The sequence below is a fragment of the Thermostichus sp. MS-CIW-34 genome, from assembly GCF_054060435.1.
This window is the reverse complement of sequence record NZ_JBSSDE010000021.1, coordinates 21,574-44,171: the sequence shown is the minus strand read 5'-3', so window position 1 is coordinate 44,171 and position 22,598 is coordinate 21,574. Positions and strand designations below refer to the sequence as shown.

The window sequence follows — 22,598 nt, the reverse complement described above, 5'->3', positions numbered from 1 at the left end:
ATCAGTATTGTGGGTGGAGAAGCATTTGCAAAAGGATTGTCGATGAGCTACGACGCGGTGGTGATTGGGGCCGGCCACAACGGGCTGGTGAGCGCTTGCTATTTGGCCAAAGCGGGGCAAAAAGTGCTGGTGCTGGAGCGCTATCACACCGTTGGTGGTGCTGCCATTACGGAAGAAATTCACCCGGGCTTTCGCGTGTCGGTGGCTTCCTACTCCTGTAGTTTGCTGCGCCCGGAGATCATCCGCGATCTGCGCCTGCCGGACTATGGCTTTGAGGTCTATGCCAAGCAACCTTCCTACTTCATGCCTTTCCCGGATGGGCAGCACCTCTTTCTGTATGCCGATAACCGTGCCAAGAGCAAGGCGGAAATTGCCAAGTTTTCTCGCAAAGATGCGGAAGCCTACGACCGCTGGGAGGAGTTTTGGGATCGGGTGAACGAGGTGGTGGAGCCAACCTTAATGCAGCCGCCGATTTCACTGGGGCAACTGGCGGATCGCTTTGCAGCTGCTGGCTATGAAGACGATTTCCGCCGCATCATGCTCCTCTCGACCACTGATCTCCTGGATGAGTTCTTCGAGTCGGAGCAAGTCAAGGCGGCGATGGCTCCCCAATCTTTGATCGGCACCTCTGCCGGGCCGATGACTCCGGGTACGCCCTACATTTGGCTAGTCCATGCGGTAGGTCGGGCCATTGGCTCGCGTGGGGTCTGGGGCTATGTGCGCGGTGGGATGGGATCCATTACCCAAGCGATGGCCAAGGCAGCTCTGGACTTAGGGGTGGAGATCCGCACGTCTGCTCCAGTGGCGGAGATCTTGATGGAGAGTGGGCAGGCCGCTGGGGTTATCCTCGAATCGGGGGAAACCGTGCGGGCGCGGGCGGTTCTCTCCAATGCCCATCCCCAAATCACCTTTTTGCGGCTCTGCTCCTCTTTGCCCCCAGACTTGCGTGACCGGCTAGAACGGCACTACCGCACCTCAGGCCCGGTGTACAAGCTCAACTTGGCCCTGGAGGAACTGCCCCGCTACACGGCGGCCCCTGCTGAAGTGCCCCCAGAAGTGGTCAGTTCCGCCACGGTAGACATTGCTCCCTCGGTGGCCTATCTGGAGCGGGCTTGGGATGACTGCAAGTACGGGATCCCTTCCCGGGATCCGTTTATCGAGATCTACAGCCAATCCCCCACCGACCCGACGATGGCTCCCCCAGGCAAGCACATTCTCTCCTGCTTCTGCCAGTTTGTGCCTTACCAACCCAAAGGGCGAGACTGGAACGATGGCCTGCGGGAAGAATTTGCCGATCGGGTAATCGACAAAATTGCCCAATTTGCCCCCAACATTAAAAACGCCGTGATCGCACGGCAGATGTTGTCGCCCGTGGATCTGGAGGCCCGCTTCGGCCTTGTGGGGGGCAGCATTTTTCACGGGGAAATGACGCCGGATCAAAGCTACAACCTGCGGCCCATCTCCGGCCTGGCCGACTATCGCTCCCCCATTCCCGGCCTTTACCTCTGCGGTTCAGGAGCGCACCCAGGAGGCGGAGTGACCGGGATCCCTGGCCACAACTGCGCGCAGGTGGTGCTTGCCGATCTGCCGAAACTCTGACCGAGGAAAAGGCCAAGCCAAAGCGGATCCCTGCTCTGGGATCAAACGGGTTGCCTGGGTTACAGCCGCACCTCAGTTCCCTCAAAGAACCCACGGATGATCAAAATGGACTCTTCTCTAGCTGCAAGGTTGTTAGTAGGGAACTCCTGTTCTATGAACCACTGGCCGGAAATGCGCTCAGCAGAGGTCGTTGAATCGAAGACAAGGTTCAGATTTCCTCTTTGTGTTCCCCCACCAATATCAAGCCGGTTAAACGGCCCTGATAACTGTGCTCCGGCCAAGGTGCGGAAGACGAAATCCCCCGTTGCAGGCACGATGCCCTGCAAAACAACTGGAGTACCCCCGCCTTCTTCCCTTTCAGTTCGTAATGAGAAAAAGTAGTCAAAGGCTGTTGGAGCACCCGGTCCAGGAGTAGGGACAGGTAACTGAGGAATTGGGGTGGGGAAAGGTCGCGGTGGAGGGCTGACCTGCACAAAGTTGAGAACTGTGCTGGTGTTGGCCGGATCAAACTCCGCTTGAACACGACCGTTCAACAGGCGTCGGATGCGCACCAACTGGTTGGGCAAGATGTTCGGTCGAGTCGGATCCGGAGCAAACAGCACCGACTGCGTACCCACCTGGGCAAGACGATAGACAATCTCCGCCTGGTTGGGCCGGAAGTTCAGGCGGGCAAAGAGAGCCAAGGCATCCTCAGGAGTGCCATCGCCCGCAACCCCCCGCTGCCGCACCACAAAGCTCGCGGAGAAACTACCTGTCTGGAGAATGGCAGATACTCCTTCTGTTGGGTTCACGAAGCTTCCTGCTGGCGGGTTGCCACCTGGGCCAGGATCTTCATAGAGTACCCCCGTGGTGCGGACAATGAGAGAAGAATCTCCCTCTAGGACAACTTGGTTGCCATTCCTATTCACCAAGATTCGGCGCACGGTGAGAGTCAAGACAGTACCTTCCCTGGCAGCTCTAAAGGTTGTGTTCACTCGAATGCGCTGATCATTGGGGTTTGTCGAAATTGCAACCAGCCCGGCGATACTAAATTGCGTAGATAGCCTGCCGTCATTAGGGCCAAAGGCAATGAGATTCACCAGCGGTGTGGTTCGCCCAATTTGGATGGCCAGGGTGCTGGAGCGAAGAGTTGAGTCAATCGTCAGCTCAGTGGCTGGGATCTCGTTCACAGGCAAGATGCGGGCTTCAACATTGGCGATGCGAGCTTCACCGCTGCCTTGGAGGGGGTTGGTGCGCACAGGGATACCCCGATCAAACCTCGGATTGACATAGTCCAGCCGCAGGCTGGTGGTCTCCAGCACCGAGCCGGGGGTAAAGCGATACTCCTGGGCCGAGACAAAGGCAGCCGGATCCACCTGGACGGGCCCAGGCAAGGTCGGAGACTCATTAACTTCTCCGCAGCCGCCTAGCAGCAAGACTCCACACAAAACCGCCAACGAGCGACCTTTGAAGTTCATACGGCACTTCCTCACACACCTTAAATCTGGGCAAATCCACACACAAAATGGGGAGAAGGCACCCAACCCCTAACGCTACAGGTAAGCTGGCCGCCCCTGCTCGAGGCTATGATACCCCATATCTAGGGGATGGGCCATTTCCAGAACAATTTCTTGCATTTGCTCTGCCGCTTGCTTGACAACGCTCTAGGATGCAGTAGAACTAACAGCAGGCATCCCCCTTGAAATTGTGCAGATGCATAAGACTTGAGCAAGCTCGGTGGATCCCCGCTGGACGCTGCCTAAGACGTTTGCTGTGGTGTGAGTGAGTGGAGATTTTTCGATGAGACGACGTTTTGGCTCAGCCCTTGGCCGTGGCGGCCTCTCTCTTTGGGCAACCTGTGCTTCGGTTGCGCTAATTACCGGCTGCAGTAGCGAGACCACCAGCGGGGTGCCGCCTCTACTGGCTTCTAGCGGTGCCACGCCTCCTCCTGTGGCCGTTGCCCCCACGATTGCCCCCAATCTCACGCCTATCACCTTCCGCCCTGGTCCGGATTTCGCCCCCATCACCCCGCCGCCCATCCAGCCCGACCTACCGGATCCGCCTAGCTTGCGGCCAGCTCCAGCTGGGGAGTTTAATCTTTTGCTGCTTTCTGGCATTCCGCCAGTGGGATCCGCCTTTGTAACTATCACCTTGCGCGGCTTGCTTGCTCCAGGAGTGATCAGGAGCGTAGAGGTTCAGTTTTTTAACATCAGTCGCGGCACGGATATTACCAGCATCTTTTTGCCGACGGCAATTGAGCAGTTTAGAAATACGCTGATAGGCAGAGGCAATAGCTACGACGACCGAATCAACGGGATCACGCTTACCAACGGCTTCACCTTCCCGGCGGCTCTAGCCGCCTACAACACCAACGTTGCTGCGGGAGAAAGGGTTTTGGTAATCGTGGTCATTCGAGATTCATTTGGTCAAGCTCTGAGGCTGGAAGCGCGCGCCCAAGCCCCCTAAGCTGGAGCTGAGTAAGGCTGTTTGGGTTTGTGCCACGAGAGAGTTGAATGGCAGGAGGATGAGGGAATGAAAACGGGAAAAGTAGCTGGGGTTTTGGCTTGCCTGTGTTTGGGCTTGTTAACAGCTTGTCAACAAACTAAAGAGGGGAATCCAATCAGCTCGCTGCCAGGGCCAATCATCCCTGTGCAAAACCCGAATACAGAACCCGGAGGAACGGGGGTAGGGCTGCCATCCACTCCTCCGATTGGATCTGTTCCCACCACCCAGCCCAGCCCTCTTGTGCCCTCTCCTGTGTCGGCGCCGACGATCCCGCCCCTGCCCAGCCCGAACCCCTCTCCCAGCATCGTTGGCCTGCCTCCAGGCCCCCTGGCGACGTTTACCAAGAGCTTCAGTCCTTCCACAACCTCACCAAACGCTCCCGTAACCCTAAGCTTCACAATCACCAACAACTCTGGCATCCAACTGACTGGCCTCAACTTTGCAGACAACCTGCCTACAGGGTTGTTTGTTGCCAATCCGCCCAACTCCACCAATGCCTGTGGTGGATCATTTGCTCCGACTTCAGGCGCGGCCCTAATCACTCTAAGCGGTGGAACACTGGCTGCCAATGCAACTTGTACAGTTACTGTTCAGGTTGTTGCTGCAGGCACAGGTACCTATACTAACCCTGCCGTAACTCTGACCAGTAACCAGGCTCCTGCTGTTCAAAGCACACCTGTTAATCTGTCAGTGATCTCGGTTCCTGCTCCAACGTTCAATAAGCAGTTTGTTCCTAACTCGACTCAAAACGGCAACGTCGTGGCTGTTGTCTTCACAATTACGAACACTGCAACTGTTCCCATAACCGGCCTCAGTTTCATCGACACTTTGCCCACAGGGTTACAAATTACGAGTCCAGCAGTTACCTCAAACACCTGCAGTGGTATGCTTACCCCTGGGACCACGATTTCTCTCATGAACGGAAGCCTAGCAGCAGGCACCTCCTGCGTAGTTTCTGTATTGGTCGAACAAACGATGCCCATGCCTGCGATCTACACCAATCCACCTGTTACTCTCTTGAGCAATGGCGCGCCGCCAGCGACTTCTAGTGCAGCTACTGTAACTTTCTTTTAATTAGAGTTCTTACCCTTGACCCAAGTAAAAGTGAGGCAGATGGGTCAAGCTGTGAGCATTCCTATGCTGCTCAGCAGAGCTTGGGGGGAGAGGCCAACCCTGTAGGCTGCCGCAGTTTGGCAGCCTCTCAGTCTCTGCACTCAAGAGTCAAAGGGATCCAGCTTTGCGCAAAAGATTATCTGGGATATTAAGCTGTTGTGCTGTTCAAGCCGGCTGCCCAATCCAGCAGGCGATTCACTTCTTCCGGGGTTTTGGCTTCCGAGTACAGCCGCAGCAGAGGCTCGGTGCCGCTGCCGCGAATCATCACCCAACTGCCGTTGGCGAGGGTGAATTTGTGGCCATCTTTGTCGAAATGTTTGATCACCTGCTGCCCCAAAATCTCAAGCGGGGGATCCTTTTGCAGCCGCTGGAAGAGCTGGGTTTGTTGATTTTGATCGGCGAGGTGGAGATCGCGGCGCAGGTAAACAGAGGTGAACCCTTCCCGTTCCTGCAAAGCTCGGTAAAGGGCGCTGAGATCTTGGCCGGTTTCCGTAACCGCTTCGATGAGATACAGGGCCGAAAGCAGGGCATCCCGCTCGGGAATGTGGCCCAGGTAGCCGATGCCGCCCGATTCTTCTCCGCCCAACAGCACCTGGGTGCTCATCATGCGCTCGGCGATGTACTTAAAGCCCACCGGCATTTCCGTAACCGGCAGGCCGTAGTGCTCCGCAACTTTAACAAACAGTTCGGAGCCGCTGATGGTTTTGACAATCTCGCCCCGCAAGCCGCGTCGCCCGGCCAGGTGGTCGATCAAGATGGGGATCAGGATCTGGGGGCTGAGGAAATGGCCCTGCCCATCCAGGGCGGCAATGCGGTCGGCATCTCCATCAAAGACCAGGCCCATTTTCAAGGGGGCCGGATCCGCTGCGATGATCTGAGCGGAAGCCTGCAGGTTTTGCGGCAAAGGCTCAGGGGGAAATCCCCCAAATAAGGGATCCCGGTGGGCCTGCAATTCAATCACCTTCTCCCCCAGTAGGCGCTTGAGGCCACCGGCGCCAGAGCCAAACATGACATCCACCCAGATCTTGGCCGGGGATCCCTTGAGCTTTTCCAGATCCACAAAGCGGCTGAGCTGAGCCAGGTAGCCGGGCCAGGGATCCCAGGTGTGGATGGGGGCCTTGTGGGATCCAAGAGGTTGCAGGTGGCGCATATCCTGCTCGATGGCGGCGGTAACTTCCGGCGGCACGGAGCCACCAAATCCTCCCTTGACCTTGAGGCCGGAATAGTGGGGGGGGTTGTGGCTGGCGGTGATCACCAAAGCGCCGTGGCAGCCCCGCTCCTTGGCACCCCAGCTAAAGGCCGGCGTTGGGGCCACACAGGTGGAGAGATAGACCGGGATCCCCAATCGGGCCACCACTTCGGCAGCGTGGGCGGCAAAGCGCTCCGAGAGAAAGCGGTTGTCGTAGCCAATCAGGATCCCTTCGCCGGGATAGGTGCGGGCCAACACTTGGGCGCCGGCCTGGGCGGCAAGGGCCAAGTTTTGGAAAGTAAAGGCATCGGCAATCACGGCTCGCCAGCCGTCGGTGCCAAAGCGGATGGGGGGGGTGGGCATGGCTTGATGTATCGGATCCCGTCGCATCAACTCATAGCATGATGCCAAGGTCAATGGTTTCAAGGAGGACGAAAAAGCGGTTGATCTGCGGTTTCTCAGCCCACTCTCAGGCAAAATGGGCTGCATTCTCAGCTGGAGCGGGGGTAATAAGAGAGGAGTTTCTCTTGCAGGGTTCATCAATCCAGCTCCCAGCCTGACGGCCCAAGGTATCTGCGAGGGAGTTCCTCCGCGTATTTACGTGGGTACAGTTCTGCAAGTTGTGGTGCCAAGATGTTCAGCCTACTCCTTCTGCTGACCTTGATTGGGGTGATCTTCTTCACCCGGCGGCTACAGCAACTCCTGCACAACATTCCGCAGCGCTACTGGCTCTCTCTGGGTGGAGGGATTTCTCTGGCCTATGTGTTCACGGCTTTTTTGGCGGAAGTGACGGAGCTGCAACAACACTTGATGCCCCTAGAAGTGCCTGTGTTGGGCTATTTGATTGAACACATTCATCTGCTCATGTTGCTGGGCATTGTTACGGTATATGGGTTGGAGGGGCTGGCCCAATCTTCCAAGCAAGAGGCATTGCTGCATCCAAGGATATTTTCCGTTCACATTGGTTTCTTTACGCTCTACAGCGTAATTCTGGGTTATTTGCTAAGACACACGGTGCAAGAATGGCTCAGTTGCCTGTTGCTGACCATCGCTTTGGCTATCCACCTCAGCATCGTCTGTAAAGATCTATTTGAGCATCATCCCCACTTATTTCAGCACCAAGGGCGTTGGCTGTTGATCGGATCCCTTTTTGTCGGTTGGCTGATGGGGCAAAGGGCCATTTTGCCGGAGATAGCCTTAGCCGCCAGCATTGCCTTTGTAGCGGGGGTTTTAATCTTTCAAGTGCTGAAGCACGAGCTACCCGAAACCGAAGGGCACTTTGGGGCATTTTTGGCGGGTGTTGTCGGTTTTGGTAGCTTGCTGGTGGCCATTTCGGCCATTCGGGCCTGGGAGTGAGTTCTACGGGTAAACCCAGCGTATCAGTAGCAATCACTGGGATCCCTCTCTGAAATTCTGCGGATTTTGAGTGGAGATTACCTTTTCTGAATCTTCGCTTAACAAAAAGTTAACTCTAGCCTGCTATTTTCTATCTGTTCCTTGAAGAAACACTGAGCCCTCATTGAGGAGTCAATAGACACTATGATGAAAACTTTCTTGGCAGGCCGTCGCTCTTTGCTCGTGGGGCTAGTTGCCACCGTGGCCGGTGCTTCTGTAGCCCTGTCTGGACTGGTGCATGCCCAGGCCAAAGATTGCCCCCGTCCGCCGGAGATGGATGTGCGCTTCTGCGACCGCGATGGCGATTTGATTGCCGATGTGCCGGAAGATCCGAACGAGTGGATCAATCCGGATACCCTGATCTTTGCCTACACCCCCGTTGAGGATCCCTCAGTTTACAAGAACGTTTGGGCTGAGTTTCTCGATCACTTGGCAGAGGTAACCGGCAAGAAGGTGGAATACTTCCCAGTGCAGTCCAATGCTGCTCAGTTGGAAGCGATGCGGGCGGGCCGTTTGCATGTGACCGGCTTTAACACCGGCTCTGTCCCTTTGGCGGTGAATGCGGTGGGCTTCCGTCCTTTTGCTATGATGGCCAGCTTGGATGGCAGCTTCGGCTACGAAATGGAGATCATCGTTCCTGCCGATAGCGATATCCAATCCATCGAAGATCTGCGCGGTCGGCAATTGGCTTTCACTAGCGAAACCTCCAACTCTGGCTTTAAGGCTCCTTCGGCGCTGCTGAAAGGGGAATTTGGCATGGAGCCCGGGGTTGACTACCAAACTGTCTTCTCAGGCAACCACGAGAACTCTATCTTGGGTGTGTTTAACGGTGACTACGAGGCGGCGGCTATTGCCAACTCCGTGATGACCCGCATGGCCAAGCGGGGCACGATTGATCCCAGCAAAATTCGCACCATCTACAAATCTCAAACTTTCCCCACCACAGCCTATGGAGTTGTCTACAACCTCCACCCAGAAGTGGCGGAAAAAGTGAAAGAGGCTTTCTTCACCTTTAAGTGGGAAGGCACCAAGCTAGCGGAAGAGTTTGGCAAGAGTGGTGGGGAGCAGTTCATTACCATCACTTACAAAGAGTATTGGGAAGTGATCCGCACTATTGATAAAGCCAGCGGCGTGGAGTACAAGCTCTAAATCCTCTCCAGCAGATCTTTCACTTATGGGATCCCTTCTCGATCGGGGATCCCTTTTTGTTGTCCTGCAACAGTCAGGATCGAGCCGGACAGTATCATCGTTGCAGACCTATCCTGCAGATCCCAGCATCCTGATCCCCCATGGCCCTGTTCACCCTCAACTCCGTTCGCAAAGATTTTGGCATCAAGGAACTCCTGAGGAATGCCAGTTTCAGCCTAGAAGAAGGCGATAAAGTCGGCATCATCGGCACCAACGGTTCCGGAAAATCCACACTGCTCAAGATGATCGCTGGCCTAGAACCCATCGATGGGGGCGACCTCTGGGTCAGTTCTGGGGCGAGGATAATCTACCTACCCCAACAGCCAGAGATGGATCCCGAGCATACGGTGCTGGAGCAGGTGTTTGCGGCTGCCGGAGAAAAAATGCGCTTGATCCGAGCCTACGAGGAGCTTTCCCATCGCTTGGCCCATCAAGGTGGGGATCCCAGTCTGTTATCCCAGTTGGCCAGTATTAGCGAGCGTATCGAGGTGGAATCCGCTTGGGATCTGGAAACCCAGGCCAAAACCATTCTCAGCCGTTTGGGCATTGCAGACTTTCAGGCCCGCGTTGGCGATTTGTCGGGGGGATACCGTAAGCGGATTGCCATTGCGTCAGCCCTCTTGGCAGAGCCAGATGCTCTACTGATGGATGAGCCCACCAACCACTTGGATGCCGAATCGGTGGAATGGTTGCAAGATTATTTGAATCGTTTTGCTGGGGCAGTGCTGCTGATCACCCACGACCGCTATTTTTTGGATCGGGTTACCCAGCGCATTCTGGAAATTGATCGCGGCGATCTGTATGCCTACAGCGGCAACTACTCTTACTACCTGGAGAAAAAAGCGGCTGCTGAAGCGGTCGAAAAGGGATCCCAACGCAAGTATGCCAATCTCTTACGGCGGGAATTGGAATGGCTCAAACGAGGCGCCAAAGCCCGCAGCACCAAGCAAAAAGCCCGCAAACAGCGCATCGAAGACCTACAAAATCAAGAATTCAAGCAAGCTCTGGGACAAGTGGATATTGCGACCGCCGGGCGTCGCATCGGCAAAAAGGTGATCGAGCTAGAAGGGATCCACAAATCCTACGGCGACCAACTCCTCATTCAAGACTTTACCTATACCTTTGCCCCCGATGATCGGGTGGGCATTATTGGCCCCAATGAGGCGGGAAAATCGACTTTGATGAATATCATCATCGGCAAATTGGCTCCAGATGCGGGCCGAGTGGAGATTGGCCCCACCATCCACATTGGCTACTTCGACCAACACTCTGACGATCTCAGCCTCAACCCCGACCAACGGGTGATCGAGTACCTCAAAGAAGTGGCAGAGCTGGTGAAAACTGCCGATGGGGAGACGATCACCGCATCGCAAATGTTGGAGCGCTTTCTCTTTCCCCCCAATCAACAATATGCCCCACTCCACTTCCGGTGGTGAGCGCCGCCGCTTGTTTTTGTTGAGGGTGTTGATGCAAGCGCCGAATGTGTTGATTTTGGATGAGCCCACCAATGATCTGGATGTGCAAACCTTGGCAGTATTGGAAGACTATCTGGAAGAATTCAATGGTTGTGTGATCGTGGTGTCTCATGACCGCTATTTTTTGGATCGCACCGTGAATCGCATCTTCGCCTTTGAGGGATCCGGCCAAATCCGGCAATATCCTGGCAACTATTCTGTTTATCTGGAGCATAAGCAGCGCCAAGAGAGTGAGATCAAATCCGCCCGCCCTGAGTCTGTCCCTCTCATTCCCCAGCCTGAAAAAGAGCTTGATAGGATCCCACAAAGCAGAAAACTCTCCTTCAAAGAAAAACGGGAATATGAGCAGCTTAAAAGCCAAATTCCGCAGATGGAGGCAGAAAAAGCTGAAATTGAGCAGATCCTTTATCACAACCCTCCCAGCGGCTACAGCGAAGTGCAAAAGTTAGCCCAGAAACTGGCAGACTTAACCGCCGCCATCGACTCCGGGACCGCCCGTTGGCTAGAATTGGCCGAGCGCCACCTCAACTAGCGTCGAGCCTGCTTCCAGCATCTCTTCTGTCGAATTTGCAACAGCATCTGGGCAACAATCGTCAAAACCGGCAGCTCGATCAGGGGGCCGATCACCAAAGCCAGAAGGATCAACGGACGCTGCGGAAAAGCAGAAGCAGCAATGGCCAAAGCAAGCGGAGAATTGCGAGCCAAGGTTGTACAGGTCAAACAGACCCACTCCTCATAAGCCAAACCCAGCCAGCGGCTGACCTGGTAAGCCAAGAGGAAGTTGACGGCGAAAAAAACCAGAATGGGAGGCAGAAGCTTGAAAAGTAGGGCTGGATTCTCAGCGAGAATGCTTCCTTCAGTGGCAAAAATAAAAACTATCGCTAGATTCAAAGCCACAATCTGCATGATGCTAATCCGGTCTTGATAGCTTTCAAGGGATCCCCTCTCTCCACGTTCCGTTTTGATTTGCCGAATGGAGTATTGTGTGAGTGCTGCTGCCAGCAAAGGCAAGAAAAGGATCCAAAACAAGCCTGACAATAAAATTTCAACATTTAATTCGACTAAATCTCCTGCCAAAAGCAAAAGATAAACTGGCAAAAGCAAAACTTGCAGAACCAAATTAACAGGCAACAGGGCCGTTGCTAAAACCACATTTCCACCCGCTATCCCTGTAAAAACCAAATACCAATCCGTACAAGGAGTTACCATCAACATGAGCAGGCCAACCCACAAATCTGGCAGATCCGATAAAAAAACAGCCCCCAATCCCCAGGCAAAAATCGGAGTCCACAGAAAGTTGATCGACAAACTGGCCAACGCCACTGCCAATACAGCTTTAGAAGCGCGATTAACCTGCTCAAGTTTCTGAAAAAAAACCTTTCCCCCAGATGCGAGTGGAATGCCCAGGAAAGTGAGATAAAGCAGCAAAGCCAACAGAGGTTGTACCCAGCCTCTTAAGATTTGGACAGAGTTTGGCCATCCTGTGAGGGCCAGACCCACGCCGATCGATACCACAACGAGCAAAGGTTGAGCTCTTTCAGAGAAACGCATGGATACAACTCGATGGATAGTGAGCAGCATTTCCAGTCTCTCAGCCCCTGTCAGTGTGGGATCCCACCTCGCAAGAACCAGAGAAGCGGCTAGAGTAACCTGGAAAGCGTTCCGCTCCTGTGTGCCATGACTCAGCAACTGACTCTCGACGGACTGGGATCCGAATCGAACGGGGGGCCGCGTCAAGGGCGGGTGATTGCCACCGATTTGCAGGGGGAGATGCAGCGCTCCTACCTGGAATACGCCATGAGCGTGATTGTCGGGCGGGCCTTGCCAGATGTCCGGGATGGCTTAAAGCCGGTGCACCGCCGCATTCTCTATGCCATGCACGAGTTGGGCCTGACGCCGGATCGCCCCTACCGCAAATGCGCACGGGTGGTGGGGGATGTGCTGGGGAAATATCACCCCCACGGGGATCAGGCAGTTTATGACGCGCTGGTGCGCATGGCACAAGACTTTTCCAGCCGCTATCCCCTGGTGGCGGGACACGGCAACTTCGGCTCTGTGGATGATGACCCGCCGGCGGCTATGCGCTACACGGAGTGCCGGCTGGCGGAGCTGAGCCACACAGCGCTTCTGGAGCAGGTGTCGGAAGAGATCGTCGATTTCATGCCCAATTTCGACGGATCCCAGGCGGAGCCCACCGTTCTTCCGGCCCGCTTGCCCATTTTGCTGCTCAACGGCTCTGCCGGCATTGCTGTGGGCATGGCCACCAATATCCCACCCCACAACCTGGGGGAAGTGGTGGATGGCCTGTTGGCTTTGATCGACCATCCCGACCTCAGCCCTGAGGAACTGTTGCGCTGGATCCCAGGGCCGGATTTTCCCACCGGCGGCCAAATCTTAGACACCCAAGGGATCCGCGAAGCCTACCTCACCGGGCGCGGTTCCATCACCCTGCGGGGGGTAGCCCGATTTGAGGAGATCCAGCCGGGCAAAGGACGCCACCGGCGGCCTGCTCTGGTGATCACTGAATTTCCCTACCAGGTGAACAAAGCCGCCTGGATCGAAAAAGTGGCCGAGCTGGCCAACCAAGACCGCATCAGCGGCATCGCCGATCTGCGCGATGAGTCGGATCGCAGCGGCATTCGCGTGGTGGTGGAGCTGAAGCGAGAGGCCAACCCACAGGCGGTTTTGCAGCAGTTGTATAAGCTCACCCCTTTGCAAAGCAACTTTGGAGCCATCCTGCTGGCTTTGGTGAACGGGGAACCGCGGCAGCTGAGCCTCAAAGAGATCCTGCAGCACTTTTTGCAATTTCGCGAGGCCACCCTCAACCGGATGTTCCGTGCCGAGTTGCAGCAGGTGCAGCGCAAGGCGGAAGAGGTGGCAGGAATGTTGCTGGCGTTGGCGGATCTGGAGGGGGTGATCGAGCTGCTGCGGCAAGCGCCCGATGGCACCACGGCCAAAGCCCAATTGCAAACTCGCCTGGGCTGTACCCCCCAGCAGGCAGAGACGATTTTGGCCATGCCTCTGCGTCGCCTGACGGGATTGGAGCGGGAACGGCTGCACCAGGAACATGCCCAGTTGCAGGCCCGCATCGAAGAACTGCAGGGGCTACTCAGCGACCGCCGCAAGCTCTTGAACTACCTGAAAAAAGAGCTGCGCCACTTGAAGAAAATCTTCGGGGATCCCCGGCGCACCCAGATCCTCTCGGCCTCGGAGCTGGAAGCGGAAGTGGCCCAAATCCCCAGCGGCGAAGAGACGGAAGAGACCCACTTCTTGCTGCAATTCACCCGCAAGGGCTATGTGCGCCGCCTGCCTCTGCCTGGCCGTCGCTCCCGCAGCAACCCCGCGCAACGGGAACTGGGGGAAGATGTGCTGGTCGGCCTGGAATGCGTCACGCTGGAGCAGGAAATCTTGGTGCTCACCGCCGGCGGCAAGGCTTTTACCGTGCCCATCGCAGGGATCCCCCTCAGCACTGGGTCCTCACGGGGGGTGCCTCTGGTTACCCTTCTCCCCAACCCCGAGCCGATGGTTGCCACCTTCACGTTGGCTCCGGATCCGGGCAAGGCAAGTTTGGTGGTGCTCAGCCGGCAGGGGCGGATCAAGCGGCTGGCCCTGGCAGAGTTGATGGGCCTTACCCAACGGGGATCCACCGTCCTCAAGCTAAAAGAGGGAGATGAGCTGGGCTGGGCAGCCCTTTGGGATCCCGGCTGCCAAGGCTACAGCGTTGCTCTGGCGACTTCAGGGGGACGGGTGCTGCGGCTGGCTGCCGAAGGGATCCCTTTGATGGGTCGAGCGGCTATGGGATCGCCGGCCCTGCGTTTGGGGCGCGCCGAGCGAATAGTTGGTATGGCGCTGCTGCCCCCGCAAGGGATCCTGGTTCTGGCCAGCCGGTTGGGCCACCTGAAGCGCTTGCCCCTGAGCGAGATCCCCATCTTGGAGCGGAGTCCGGTGGGCGCGCCGGCCTTTCACTTCTCCGACCGAGGGGATGTGCTGGTGGGCTTGGTGGGTCTCCCCCCCGAGCTGGAGAGGCATTCCCATCTGCAACTGGATGTGATCACGGAGTCTGAACAGGTGTACTCCTTCTCTCCTGCCGAGATCCCGCTGCAAAGCCGCTCCGGGGGCGGATCCCTCCTGGTCAAAGGGGAGCGGGTCAGGGAGTTGCGCCTGTTCTGGCCGCAGTGGCTGCCGGAAGGCGATGTGGGATAGCTCTTGGGGGAGCAGAAGATCCCTAGGACGAAGAGCCTTCCCCAGGCGAGGCCGAATCGGTCGGCGGGGAGCCGGGATCCGTCTCCGGCACTTCGGGATGGCGAACGGGCTTGGGTAGGGTGCCACCTGACCTGATAACCAAACAGCGCACGGTTTGGTGCAGCTCCTCCAGCAAAATGCTGATGGCAGAGCGGAAGTCTCGGTGGTCATCTCGCATTTGCTCCAGCATGGCGCGGATGACTTCCTGACAATCCTTCAGGATGTGCTGCTGCTGGGCAACAATCTGCACCAGTTCGCTTTGTTCCTTGAGCAGCTCCCGCAGACAGGAGCGCAGCTCTTCCACATGGCTCTGCCAAAGGGCCTGTCCTTCCCGCAGCTCCATCACGCTGGTGCGCAAATCGGCGGTCGAGTCTCTTAGGGCTTCGCTGTGGCGGCGCTCGGCTTCCAGTTGCTTTTGCTGCTCCTGCTGCTGCTGCCGCAGCTCAGAGTTGGCCTTGAGGTTGGCTTCCGCTGCCCTGAGCAATTGAGCCAATCGAACCTCAGTAACAACCCAACGCTCTTCCGGGGAGAGAGATCGACCTCGGCCAACTCGCCTGCAGAAGTACTTCACAGTCGCTGCACCCTATACACAACTCTCTACTTTAAATCAAAGCACCATAGGACTTCAGCCCAAGCAGAGACCTGTCTATCGGGCTTTGTCCCGGCTGTTTTCTGGGTTTACCCAATGTAGCCATGATAGCGGATGCCGAATCCAGAAGTTCGGAAGACGGAGCTGCCCCTCTCCAGGGATCCCAGTCGTTCTTCTAGGATGGTGGAGAGTTTGGATAAAAGAAACCATGCCTTCACTTGCAAATCAGGTGGTGCTGATTACCGGCGCCTCTGCTGGAATTGGGGAAGCCGTCGCTCTGGAGGCGGCCAAACGCGGGGCTCGCTTGGTGCTGGCGGCCCGCCGGGAAGGGCTGCTGCGAAACGTCAAAGACTTGGTGGAGAGTCGGGGAGCGGAGGCGCTGGTGGTGCCCACCGACATGGCCGATACGGCCCAGGTGGAGGCGCTGGCCCAAAAGGCTCTGGATCACTTTGGCCGGGTGGATATCCTGGTGAACAACGCCGGCTATGGCCAGATGGGGCCGGTGGAAGAGGTGGATGTGGCGGCCATGCGGCGCCAGTTTGAGGTGAATGTATTTGGCTTGCACGCCCTCACCCGTGCCCTCTTGCCCCAAATGCGGGAACGGGGCAGTGGCCGCATCCTCAACCTCAGCTCGGTGGCCGGCCAGCTGTCCATGCCTTTCAGCGGCGTTTACAACGCAACCAAGTTTGCTGTCGAAGCCCTCAGCGACGCCCTGCGGGTGGAAGTGGCCCCCTTCGGCATCAAGGTTATCTTGATCGAGCCGGGGCCGGTAGCCACCGAGTTTGGCCGCGTGGCGGAAGAAACCTTTGCTGCCGTTGTCAACCCCAACGGCCCCTACAAGGCGATCTTGGACAAGACCGCCGAGCTGGCCAGCTCGTTCAGCAAAATGGCCTGGCCGGTGGAAAAAGTGGTGGAGCCGATCTTGAGGGCGATGACCGATCCTCACCCTTCCGACCGCTACACCGCTTTCACGGGGGGTAAGGTGGCGTTGGGGCTGATGCGGCTCATGCCCGCTGCTCTGGCTGACTCCATGTGGCGGCGCGTCTATGGGCTGGATGGTCTGGGATCCCCCGGCTCGGCCTAACTGCAGGCTGGTGGCGGGCATCGGATGGGGCAGGGATCCCTCAGGAGCTCATCCTTGCGGGGGTAGGGTTGTGCCTTCCAGGAGGGACAGGTTAAGTTTGTTAAAGGACTTTTAATAACCGAGCGTTCTCTTCCCTATGAACAAGCCTCTATCTCCCCAGCGCTGGCTGATCGCCCTCCTGCTGGGCTTTTGTCTCTGGCAGGGATCCGGCCTGGTGCTGCAGCCTGCACCCGCCCATGCAGCTTTGGCCTCGGCCCTCACCTACGATCGCTTTTTGCGCTACGTCGAGGAGGGGCGGGTTACGGATGTGCGCCTCACGGACAACAATCTGGTAGCTGAAGTTACGGCTGTGGATCCCCAGACCCAGCATTCCACCCGCTACCGAGTGAACCTGCTGCCCAACACCGTACCGCAACTGGTGGACCGCCTCACCGAGCAGGGGATCGAAGTGGCAGTGGTACCCACCCGCAATGGCAGCGCCTTTTGGGCGCTTCTGGGCAACCTGGTGATCCCGCTGTTGCTGTTGGGAGGGTTGTTCTTTTTCCTGCGGCGTGCCGGTGCTGGAGCGGGCGGCCCTGGGCAGGCAATGAACTTCGGCAAATCGCGGGCCCGCTTTCAGATGGAAGCCAAAACCGGCGTTAAGTTCGACGATGTGGCCGGGATTGAAGAAGCCAAAGAAGAATTGCAAGAGGTGGTTACCTTCTTGAAGAAGCCGGAGCGCTTCACCGCTGTTGGGGCCAAGATCCCCAAAGGCGTGTTGTTGGTGGGGCCGCCGGGGACGGGCAAAACCCTTCTGGCCAAGGCCATTGCCGGCGAGGCAGGAGTGCCTTTCTTTAGCCTGTCCGGCTCTGAGTTTGTGGAAATGTTTGTCGGGGTGGGTGCCTCTCGCGTACGGGATCTCTTCAAGAAGGCCAAGGAGAATGCGCCCTGCATCGTCTTCATCGACGAGATTGACGCGGTGGGCCGGCAGCGGGGGGCCGGCATTGGCGGGGGCAACGACGAACGCGAGCAAACCCTGAACCAGTTGCTCACCGAGATGGACGGCTTTGAGGGCAACACCGGCATTATCGTGATTGCCGCCACCAACCGCCCTGATGTGTTGGATGCCGCTCTCTTGCGTCCGGGCCGCTTCGACCGCCAGGTTACGGTGGATCGGCCTAGCTTTAAGGGGCGCTACGAGATCTTGCGGGTGCATGCCCGCAACAAGAAGCTGGCGGAAGAGGTCAGCCTGGAGGCGATTGCCCGCCGTACCCCTGGCTTTGCCGGTGCGGATCTGGCCAACCTGCTCAATGAAGCGGCCATTTTGGCGGCCCGCCGTCAGCGCATGGCCATCACCAACCAAGACATTGAGGACGCCATTGACCGCATCACCATTGGCCTGACCAAGCCGCCGCTTCTGGACGGCAAGAGCAAGCGCCTGATCGCCTACCACGAGTGTGGCCATGCCCTGTTGATGACACTTTTGCCCCACGCGGATCCCTTGAACAAGGTGACCATCATCCCCCGTTCCGGCGGCGCAGGTGGCTTTGCCCAGCAACTGCCCAACGAGGAGCAGATCGACTCCGGCATGTACAGCCGCGCTTGGCTGCTGGATCGGGTGGTGGTGGGCTTTGGCGGTCGGGCGGCCGAAGAGATCGTCTTCGGCTACTCGGAAGTGACCACCGGAGCCAGCAACGACCTGCAGCAGAACACGAATCTGGTGCGGCAGATGGTGACCCGCTTTGGCATGTCTGAGCTGGGGCCCTTGATGCTGGATCCCCCCAACAACGAGGTATTCTTGGGCGGCGGCTGGATGAACCGCGTCGAGTACTCGGAGGATGTGGCCGCCAAGATCGACCGCCAGGTGCGGCAGATCCTGGAGAGCTGTTACCAGAAAGCCAAGCAGATTTTGCTGGAGCACCGCCCTCTGCTGGATCGATTGGCCGATACCTTGGTGGAACGGGAAACCCTGGATGGCGACGAATTCCGGGCGATTGTCTCGGAGTATGTGCCCATCCCGGAGAAGGTCGGCCTACCCAGTCCATTCCCGGAAGCGGGACGGAGTCCAAAGCTGGTCTAAGGGATCCCATCTCCATTGCCAGATAGACAACTGGGGGGGTTGTTGGGGCTGGATCCCGGCAGCTGCCCCCTTTTCCTCGCGAGTTTTGGGTTGCGTTGGGCTGTCGCATGCTCTCTTCGCTCTCTGCTTTGCCGGTTCACCTCTATCGCTGCCTGAGCTGCGGTCGGGAAGGGCTGACCCAAGCACCAGGGCGGGAGCAGGGATCCGCGGCAGATCGGGTTTATTGTCCCAGTTGCGGCCAAATTTACCCCATCACCGCTTCTGGGGCTGTGGATTTTATCGGCAGCTCATCGGACCTGCATCTCACGCCGGCCCAAGCCATTGCCCATCTGCCTGGGTTTGCCTGGGGCTACGATCGCCTCTGGCGGCCCTGGGCTCTGTCGCTGCTGACGGGGGAGAGCTTTGGGAGCGAGCGGGAGAGTCAACTGCTGGCCGAGTTGGTGGGGGAGGGGGATCCCATCTTGGATTTGGGCACTGCCGGGGGGTACTGGAGCCGCTTGCTCCTGGCCAAGGATCCACAACGGACGGTGATCGGCCTGGACAATGCAGCAGGGGTATTGGCGGAAGCCGCTCAACAAGCGCAGCCCCACTGGCAGCACTACAGCCTGATGCGGGCTCGGGCTGAACAGCTTCCCCTCGCCTCTGGAACTTTTGGGGCGGTGATCAGCGGGGCCACCTTGAACGAATTGCCTTTGGATCCCTGTTTGCGGGAAATTGCCCGTGTGTTGAGACCGGGAGGAGCCTTTGTCTCGATGCACAGCCAGCAGGTACAGGGATGGGGGCAGATGGTGCAGCAATGGCTGGAAGCCACCGGCCTTCATTTTTTCTCGGAAACCCAGTTGCGCGAGCACCTTCAACAGGTGGGGCTGCAGTTGGAGCGTTATCTCAGCTTGGGTTGGGTGGCCTTTGTGCGGGCAGTGCGCCTCTGATCTGGGCTGGGTTGAGGTGGCCATTCATTGAGTCCAGAGCGGAGCCATCACCCAAATCCAAGTCGCGTCGATCCCCAGCCCTCCTCTTCCACCAAGAGAGAGACTAAGAGTGAGGGCGCACTCTATGGGATCCACTCTAGCCCAACGCCAAAGCTAAACTCCCGATCCAAGGTCGAGTTGCGCAGGCTATAGCGAGCAGAAAGACGAAAAGAAGGGCTAATGGCATAGGCAGCGGTGATCTCCGCCAGGGTGGCCTGTCCTTCTTCCGGCTCCTGGGGGGCAACCCAACTGTAGCTACCGGTCAAATCTGCAGCTCCGGGAGCCAAGGCCAAAACAGCAAAAGCCCCATAGCTAACTCCACTGAGGCTGCGGTTCTTTTGTTCCAAAGCCCGATACCCCAGTTGTGGCGCCAGATTAAAACGGGATCCCATGGGGGCCAGAAAGTAACGCATCTCCGACCCGTACTGGCGCACTTCGGGATGTTCGGAAGATTGGCGATAGTCACCGCTGAGGGTGAGGCGATCTCCCAGGCGCAAATCCTGCAGGCTGATTCGCCAGTGCGAAGAGGACTCAAAGCCGGCCTGCAAGCGGGTGGGCAAGACAGGGGTGTTGCGGATTTCTTCCAGGAGATTGGGCGGGTTTTGCAGCCAGCGGCGCAACACGGGGCTGTCTTCTAAAATTCGGTCATCCAAGCCCAAATCCAAAGCGGCTGAGAGGATGGCCGGCACCGGATCTGGAATAGGGGCTTGCTGGGAATTGGCCCAAACCGGCCGCTCAGGCACCAGTCCAGCCCAGAGGAGCAGCATACCCAGGCGAAGCCCTTTGCCAGACTGTCTCACCACCTGCAACCACATTCATTGCGTCCCTACTGTAGCTGCTTTCCGAGGGATTCTCCACGCAGACGGGCAGAGCCAAAGGGCGGCAACAACACCTCAAAGACGGCTCAACGACAACAGAAAGCCTAGCTGTTCCGGCTGTTGGCAACCACCCGCAAGCGCTCGACCAATTTTTGCAGTTGCCGTTCAAATTGCAGACTTTGCCGCTGTAGCTGACTGACTTTCTCACAGCTATAGAGGACGGTGGTGTGATCTTTTCCCCCAAAGTAGTCGCCAATTTTGGGCAAGCTGAGGTTGGTGTAGTGGCGCATCAAAAACATGGCAATTTGCCGTGCTTGGCTGATGTCGCGCTTGCGGGAGGATCCCAGTAAACTGTCTCGGTCGATGCCGAATTCTTCACAGACCACATCGGTAATCATGTCGGCGGTGATCTCTTTCGGCTCGCTGGGGGGATTGAGGATGGGCTGAATCGTCTCTACACTCATCGGCAAGCCGGAAATGGAAACATAGGCGACGGCGCGGATCAGGGCGCCTTCCAGTTCGCGGATGTTGCTGGTGTAGGTGGTGGCAATGTACTCGATCACCTCTGCGGGCAAGTTCATTCCCTCGTACTCGGCTTTCTTCTTGAGAATGGCCATGCGGGTTTCGATATCGGGCGATTGAATTTCCGCAATCAAACCCATGGAGAAACGAGAACAAAGCCGCTCCTGCAGACGCGGGATCAGATGAGGAGAGCGGTCGGCGGCCAGTACGATCTGTTTGCCGGACTCGTGCAGGGTGTTAAAGGTGTGAAAAAACTCCTCTTGGGTGTACTCTTTGCCTTCGATAAATTGAACGTCATCCACCAATAAAATATCCACATCCCGATAGTGCTCCCGGAAAGACTGCATGCTGTCTCGCCGGATGGCATCGATTAAATCGTTGGTAAACCGTTCGGTGGACACGTAAAAGACTTTGGCCTGTGGATTTGCCTCTAGCTGGTAGTGGCCAATGGCCTGCATCAGGTGGGTTTTGCCCAGACCCACCCCACCGCAGAGAAACAGGGGGTTGTAGGCGCGCCCAGGCTTGTCGGCCACAGCCAGAGCTGCAGCGTGAGCCATGCGGTTGTTGGGGCCAACCACAAACCGCGAGAAGGAATACTTGGGGTTGAGATCCGGCGCCCGCATGGGCAGGCTGCCGCCGACTTCCAGTCCTAGGGTGGTGGAGGCAGGTAAGCTGCCGGCTCTGCCCGATGTTGGGGAAATCGCCCTTGAAGGGGGTTCTGCCTCGACAGAAGCGTGGGGGGAAACGGAAAACTCCACCTGCAAAGGGATCCCGGCTACCCGCTGCACCACCTCGGTGATGGTGGAAGCGTAGTGCTTTTGCAGCCAGCCCCGTGCCCATTCGCTGGGGGTACAGATGGTGAGGCGGTTGTCCACCAACGATTCAGCCCGCGCCGTTTTGATCCAAGCCTCAAAGGTTGGGCGGCTGAGCTGCACCTGCAGATGACACAGGGCTTCATCCCAGAGCTGATCCAGGGAAATATCCACACCACACACTCAGAGCGACACAGCAGAAGCCCAGAGGAAACAGCGGCGGCTTCCTCGACAGGAGCTTCGGGATTCCCAATTTAACTGCTCGGCGCGGGGTGGCCAATCTAGCAATTTTCCATTGAGTCTGCTAAGATTAACCACCTGTGATCAGTTGCCAGCAGGCTGAATGGCAGTCTGGTCAGCTCTGGCAGATGATCTTGGCTTCATAAGTTGGCTTCTCACCATGACTCAGCGTACCCTTCGTGGCACCAATCGCAGACGCATTCGCGTCTCTGGGTTTCGGGCCAGAATGCGAACGGCAACCGGGCGGCAGGTCTTGCGGCGACGGCGGGCCAAGGGGCGTTATCGCCTGGCGGTTTCCTAAGCCCTTTGGTCAGAGATTTGATTTGTCTTGGTTTTTTGGAGCGTTGCAGCCCAAAACTCGCTGACTTCTGGGGCAGACTCTCCTCGGTGCCCAATGTTGCCGGCTCCTCATCGATTGCGGGATCGACGAGCTTTTCAGGCGCTCTACCAGGGGGGCCAACGTCGTTCCGGTGCAGGCTTGACCCTGCTGTTTCAGCCGATGCCCGCAGGGTGCGAAGGGATCCCTAGCCAAGTGGGGCTGGTGATCGGCAGAAAGGTGAGCAAATCTGCCGTAAAACGGAATCGGCTGCGACGCCAGTTGCGAGAAATCTTGCGCCCCCTGTGCCCAAACCTGAAACCCGGCTACCGGCTGCTGTTTATCTCCAAGGCAAACCTGCTGACCTACCGCTGGCCGGAGCTGAGGGCGGAGGTGCATCGTCTTCTCCAAAAGGCCGACCTGCTCGTCGGCACAGATGTAGACTCAACAGGTGCAGACTCAGATGCCAAGCCGTCCTAAGAAACTTGAGCTGCACAGGTTTTTG

At 57.4% G+C, this 22,598-nt stretch carries 17 protein-coding genes and 1 pseudogene; 12 read left to right on the top strand and 6 right to left on the bottom strand.

Features of this window, described 5'->3' with window-relative positions; genetic code table 11:
* Positions 1-42: 42 nt before the first annotated feature.
* Complete coding sequence (locus ACVWYY_RS08785) at positions 43-1,599, top strand: phytoene desaturase family protein (RefSeq protein WP_457440281.1); 1,557 nt, start codon at positions 43-45, stop codon at positions 1,597-1,599.
* A gap of 59 nt (positions 1,600-1,658) precedes the next feature.
* On the opposite strand, the gene ACVWYY_RS08780 is transcribed toward ACVWYY_RS08785, so the two are convergent.
* Positions 1,659-3,056, bottom strand: coding sequence for a hypothetical protein (locus tag ACVWYY_RS08780; RefSeq protein WP_457440279.1), 1,398 nt, complete (start codon positions 3,054-3,056; stop codon positions 1,659-1,661).
* Between the two features lie 322 nt (positions 3,057-3,378).
* Here ACVWYY_RS08780 and ACVWYY_RS08775 point away from each other — a divergent pair, with 322 nt between their 5' ends.
* Positions 3,379-4,044 (top strand): hypothetical protein, encoded by a 666-nt coding sequence (locus ACVWYY_RS08775; protein WP_457387853.1) that lies wholly within the window; start codon positions 3,379-3,381, stop codon positions 4,042-4,044.
* A gap of 66 nt (positions 4,045-4,110) precedes the next feature.
* Complete coding sequence (locus ACVWYY_RS08770; protein WP_457440277.1) at positions 4,111-5,157, top strand: DUF7933 domain-containing protein; 1,047 nt, start codon at positions 4,111-4,113, stop codon at positions 5,155-5,157.
* Between the two features lie 187 nt (positions 5,158-5,344).
* On the opposite strand, the gene ACVWYY_RS08765 is transcribed toward ACVWYY_RS08770, so the two are convergent.
* Complete coding sequence (locus ACVWYY_RS08765; RefSeq protein ID WP_457403981.1) at positions 5,345-6,748, bottom strand: phosphoglucomutase/phosphomannomutase family protein; 1,404 nt, start codon at positions 6,746-6,748, stop codon at positions 5,345-5,347.
* 270 nt (positions 6,749-7,018) lie between these two features.
* Here ACVWYY_RS08765 and ACVWYY_RS08760 point away from each other — a divergent pair, with 270 nt between their 5' ends.
* The 3 genes and pseudogenes from ACVWYY_RS08760 (at position 7,019) to ACVWYY_RS08750 (ending at position 10,975) form a co-directional block, all read left to right on the top strand.
* Complete coding sequence (locus tag ACVWYY_RS08760) at positions 7,019-7,741, top strand: hypothetical protein (protein ID WP_011431684.1); 723 nt, start codon at positions 7,019-7,021, stop codon at positions 7,739-7,741.
* A gap of 183 nt (positions 7,742-7,924) precedes the next feature.
* Entirely contained in the window at positions 7,925-8,929 is a 1,005-nt protein-coding gene (phnD, locus tag ACVWYY_RS08755) for a phosphate/phosphite/phosphonate ABC transporter substrate-binding protein (RefSeq protein ID WP_457403980.1), read from the top strand.
* 140 nt (positions 8,930-9,069) lie between these two features.
* A pseudogene (locus ACVWYY_RS08750) lies at positions 9,070-10,975 on the top strand (ABC-F family ATP-binding cassette domain-containing protein).
* Here ACVWYY_RS08750 and ACVWYY_RS08745 read toward each other — a convergent pair.
* Complete coding sequence (locus tag ACVWYY_RS08745) at positions 10,972-11,994, bottom strand: arsenic resistance protein (RefSeq protein WP_457387856.1); 1,023 nt, start codon at positions 11,992-11,994, stop codon at positions 10,972-10,974. The pseudogene ACVWYY_RS08750 and the gene ACVWYY_RS08745 overlap by 4 nt on opposite strands.
* Before the next feature lie 126 nt (positions 11,995-12,120).
* On the opposite strand from ACVWYY_RS08745, the gene ACVWYY_RS08740 reads away from it, so the two are divergent.
* Positions 12,121-14,646: a DNA gyrase/topoisomerase IV subunit A gene (locus ACVWYY_RS08740; RefSeq protein WP_457403979.1), complete on the top strand. Its 2,526-nt coding sequence runs from the start codon at positions 12,121-12,123 to the stop codon at positions 14,644-14,646.
* A gap of 22 nt (positions 14,647-14,668) precedes the next feature.
* On the opposite strand, the gene ACVWYY_RS08735 is transcribed toward ACVWYY_RS08740, so the two are convergent.
* Positions 14,669-15,178 carry a hypothetical protein gene (locus ACVWYY_RS08735; protein ID WP_457403978.1) on the bottom strand — a complete coding sequence of 170 codons (510 nt, stop codon included), beginning with the start codon at positions 15,176-15,178 and terminating at the stop codon, positions 14,669-14,671.
* 304 nt (positions 15,179-15,482) lie between these two features.
* Between ACVWYY_RS08735 and ACVWYY_RS08730 the strand changes: the two genes are divergently transcribed.
* The 3 genes from ACVWYY_RS08730 (at position 15,483) to ACVWYY_RS08720 (ending at position 19,346) form a co-directional block, all read left to right on the top strand.
* A complete protein-coding gene (locus tag ACVWYY_RS08730; protein ID WP_457395729.1) occupies positions 15,483-16,358 on the top strand; it encodes an SDR family NAD(P)-dependent oxidoreductase in 876 nt (291 codons plus the stop codon).
* Positions 16,359-16,494: 136 nt separating this feature from the next.
* On the top strand, positions 16,495-18,417 hold the full coding sequence (gene ftsH / locus ACVWYY_RS08725) for an ATP-dependent zinc metalloprotease FtsH (protein WP_457440275.1): 1,923 nt from the start codon (positions 16,495-16,497) through the stop codon (positions 18,415-18,417).
* 107 nt (positions 18,418-18,524) lie between these two features.
* Positions 18,525-19,346 (top strand): class I SAM-dependent methyltransferase, encoded by an 822-nt coding sequence (locus ACVWYY_RS08720; RefSeq protein ID WP_457440273.1) that lies wholly within the window; start codon positions 18,525-18,527, stop codon positions 19,344-19,346.
* 122 nt (positions 19,347-19,468) lie between these two features.
* On the opposite strand, the gene ACVWYY_RS08715 is transcribed toward ACVWYY_RS08720, so the two are convergent.
* Both ACVWYY_RS08715 and dnaA read right to left on the bottom strand, forming a co-directional pair.
* A complete protein-coding gene (locus ACVWYY_RS08715; RefSeq protein ID WP_457440271.1) occupies positions 19,469-20,200 on the bottom strand; it encodes a hypothetical protein in 732 nt (243 codons plus the stop codon).
* A 107-nt stretch (positions 20,201-20,307) separates the two neighbouring features.
* Positions 20,308-21,711, bottom strand: a complete 1,404-nt coding sequence (dnaA, locus tag ACVWYY_RS08710; protein WP_457440269.1) for a chromosomal replication initiator protein DnaA — start codon at positions 21,709-21,711, stop codon at positions 20,308-20,310.
* Positions 21,712-21,937: 226 nt separating this feature from the next.
* Between dnaA and rpmH the strand changes: the two genes are divergently transcribed.
* Together rpmH and rnpA are read left to right on the top strand one after the other, a co-directional pair.
* Positions 21,938-22,078, top strand: coding sequence for a 50S ribosomal protein L34 (rpmH, locus tag ACVWYY_RS08705; protein ID WP_011434477.1), 141 nt, complete (start codon positions 21,938-21,940; stop codon positions 22,076-22,078).
* 93 nt (positions 22,079-22,171) lie between these two features.
* Entirely contained in the window at positions 22,172-22,573 is a 402-nt protein-coding gene (rnpA, locus tag ACVWYY_RS08700) for a ribonuclease P protein component (RefSeq protein ID WP_414355543.1), read from the top strand.
* Positions 22,574-22,598: the final 25 nt, after the last annotated feature.

What these genes read in the sequence shown, in the direction of transcription:
- ACVWYY_RS08770 (WP_457440277.1), top strand. Translation starts at nt 4,111, where the DNA reads ATGAAAACGGGAAAAGTAGCTGGGGTTTTGGCTTGCCTGTGTTTGGGC.
- ACVWYY_RS08780 (WP_457440279.1), bottom strand. Translation starts at nt 3,056, where the DNA reads ATGAACTTCAAAGGTCGCTCGTTGGCGGTTTTGTGTGGAGTCTTGCTG.
- ACVWYY_RS08740 (WP_457403979.1), top strand. Translation starts at nt 12,121, where the DNA reads ATGACTCAGCAACTGACTCTCGACGGACTGGGATCCGAATCGAACGGG.
- ACVWYY_RS08745 (WP_457387856.1), bottom strand. Translation starts at nt 11,994, where the DNA reads ATGCGTTTCTCTGAAAGAGCTCAACCTTTGCTCGTTGTGGTATCGATC.
- ACVWYY_RS08765 (WP_457403981.1), bottom strand. Translation starts at nt 6,748, where the DNA reads ATGCCCACCCCCCCCATCCGCTTTGGCACCGACGGCTGGCGAGCCGTG.
- ACVWYY_RS08775 (WP_457387853.1), top strand. Translation starts at nt 3,379, where the DNA reads ATGAGACGACGTTTTGGCTCAGCCCTTGGCCGTGGCGGCCTCTCTCTT.
- ACVWYY_RS08760 (WP_011431684.1), top strand. Translation starts at nt 7,019, where the DNA reads ATGTTCAGCCTACTCCTTCTGCTGACCTTGATTGGGGTGATCTTCTTC.
- ACVWYY_RS08715 (WP_457440271.1), bottom strand. Translation starts at nt 20,200, where the DNA reads ATGTGGTTGCAGGTGGTGAGACAGTCTGGCAAAGGGCTTCGCCTGGGT.
- rnpA (WP_414355543.1), top strand. Translation starts at nt 22,172, where the DNA reads ATGTTGCCGGCTCCTCATCGATTGCGGGATCGACGAGCTTTTCAGGCG.
- ACVWYY_RS08730 (WP_457395729.1), top strand. Translation starts at nt 15,483, where the DNA reads ATGCCTTCACTTGCAAATCAGGTGGTGCTGATTACCGGCGCCTCTGCT.
- ACVWYY_RS08720 (WP_457440273.1), top strand. Translation starts at nt 18,525, where the DNA reads ATGCTCTCTTCGCTCTCTGCTTTGCCGGTTCACCTCTATCGCTGCCTG.
- ftsH (WP_457440275.1), top strand. Translation starts at nt 16,495, where the DNA reads ATGAACAAGCCTCTATCTCCCCAGCGCTGGCTGATCGCCCTCCTGCTG.
- phnD (WP_457403980.1), top strand. Translation starts at nt 7,925, where the DNA reads ATGATGAAAACTTTCTTGGCAGGCCGTCGCTCTTTGCTCGTGGGGCTA.
- ACVWYY_RS08785 (WP_457440281.1), top strand. Translation starts at nt 43, where the DNA reads ATGAGCTACGACGCGGTGGTGATTGGGGCCGGCCACAACGGGCTGGTG.
- rpmH (WP_011434477.1), top strand. Translation starts at nt 21,938, where the DNA reads ATGACTCAGCGTACCCTTCGTGGCACCAATCGCAGACGCATTCGCGTC.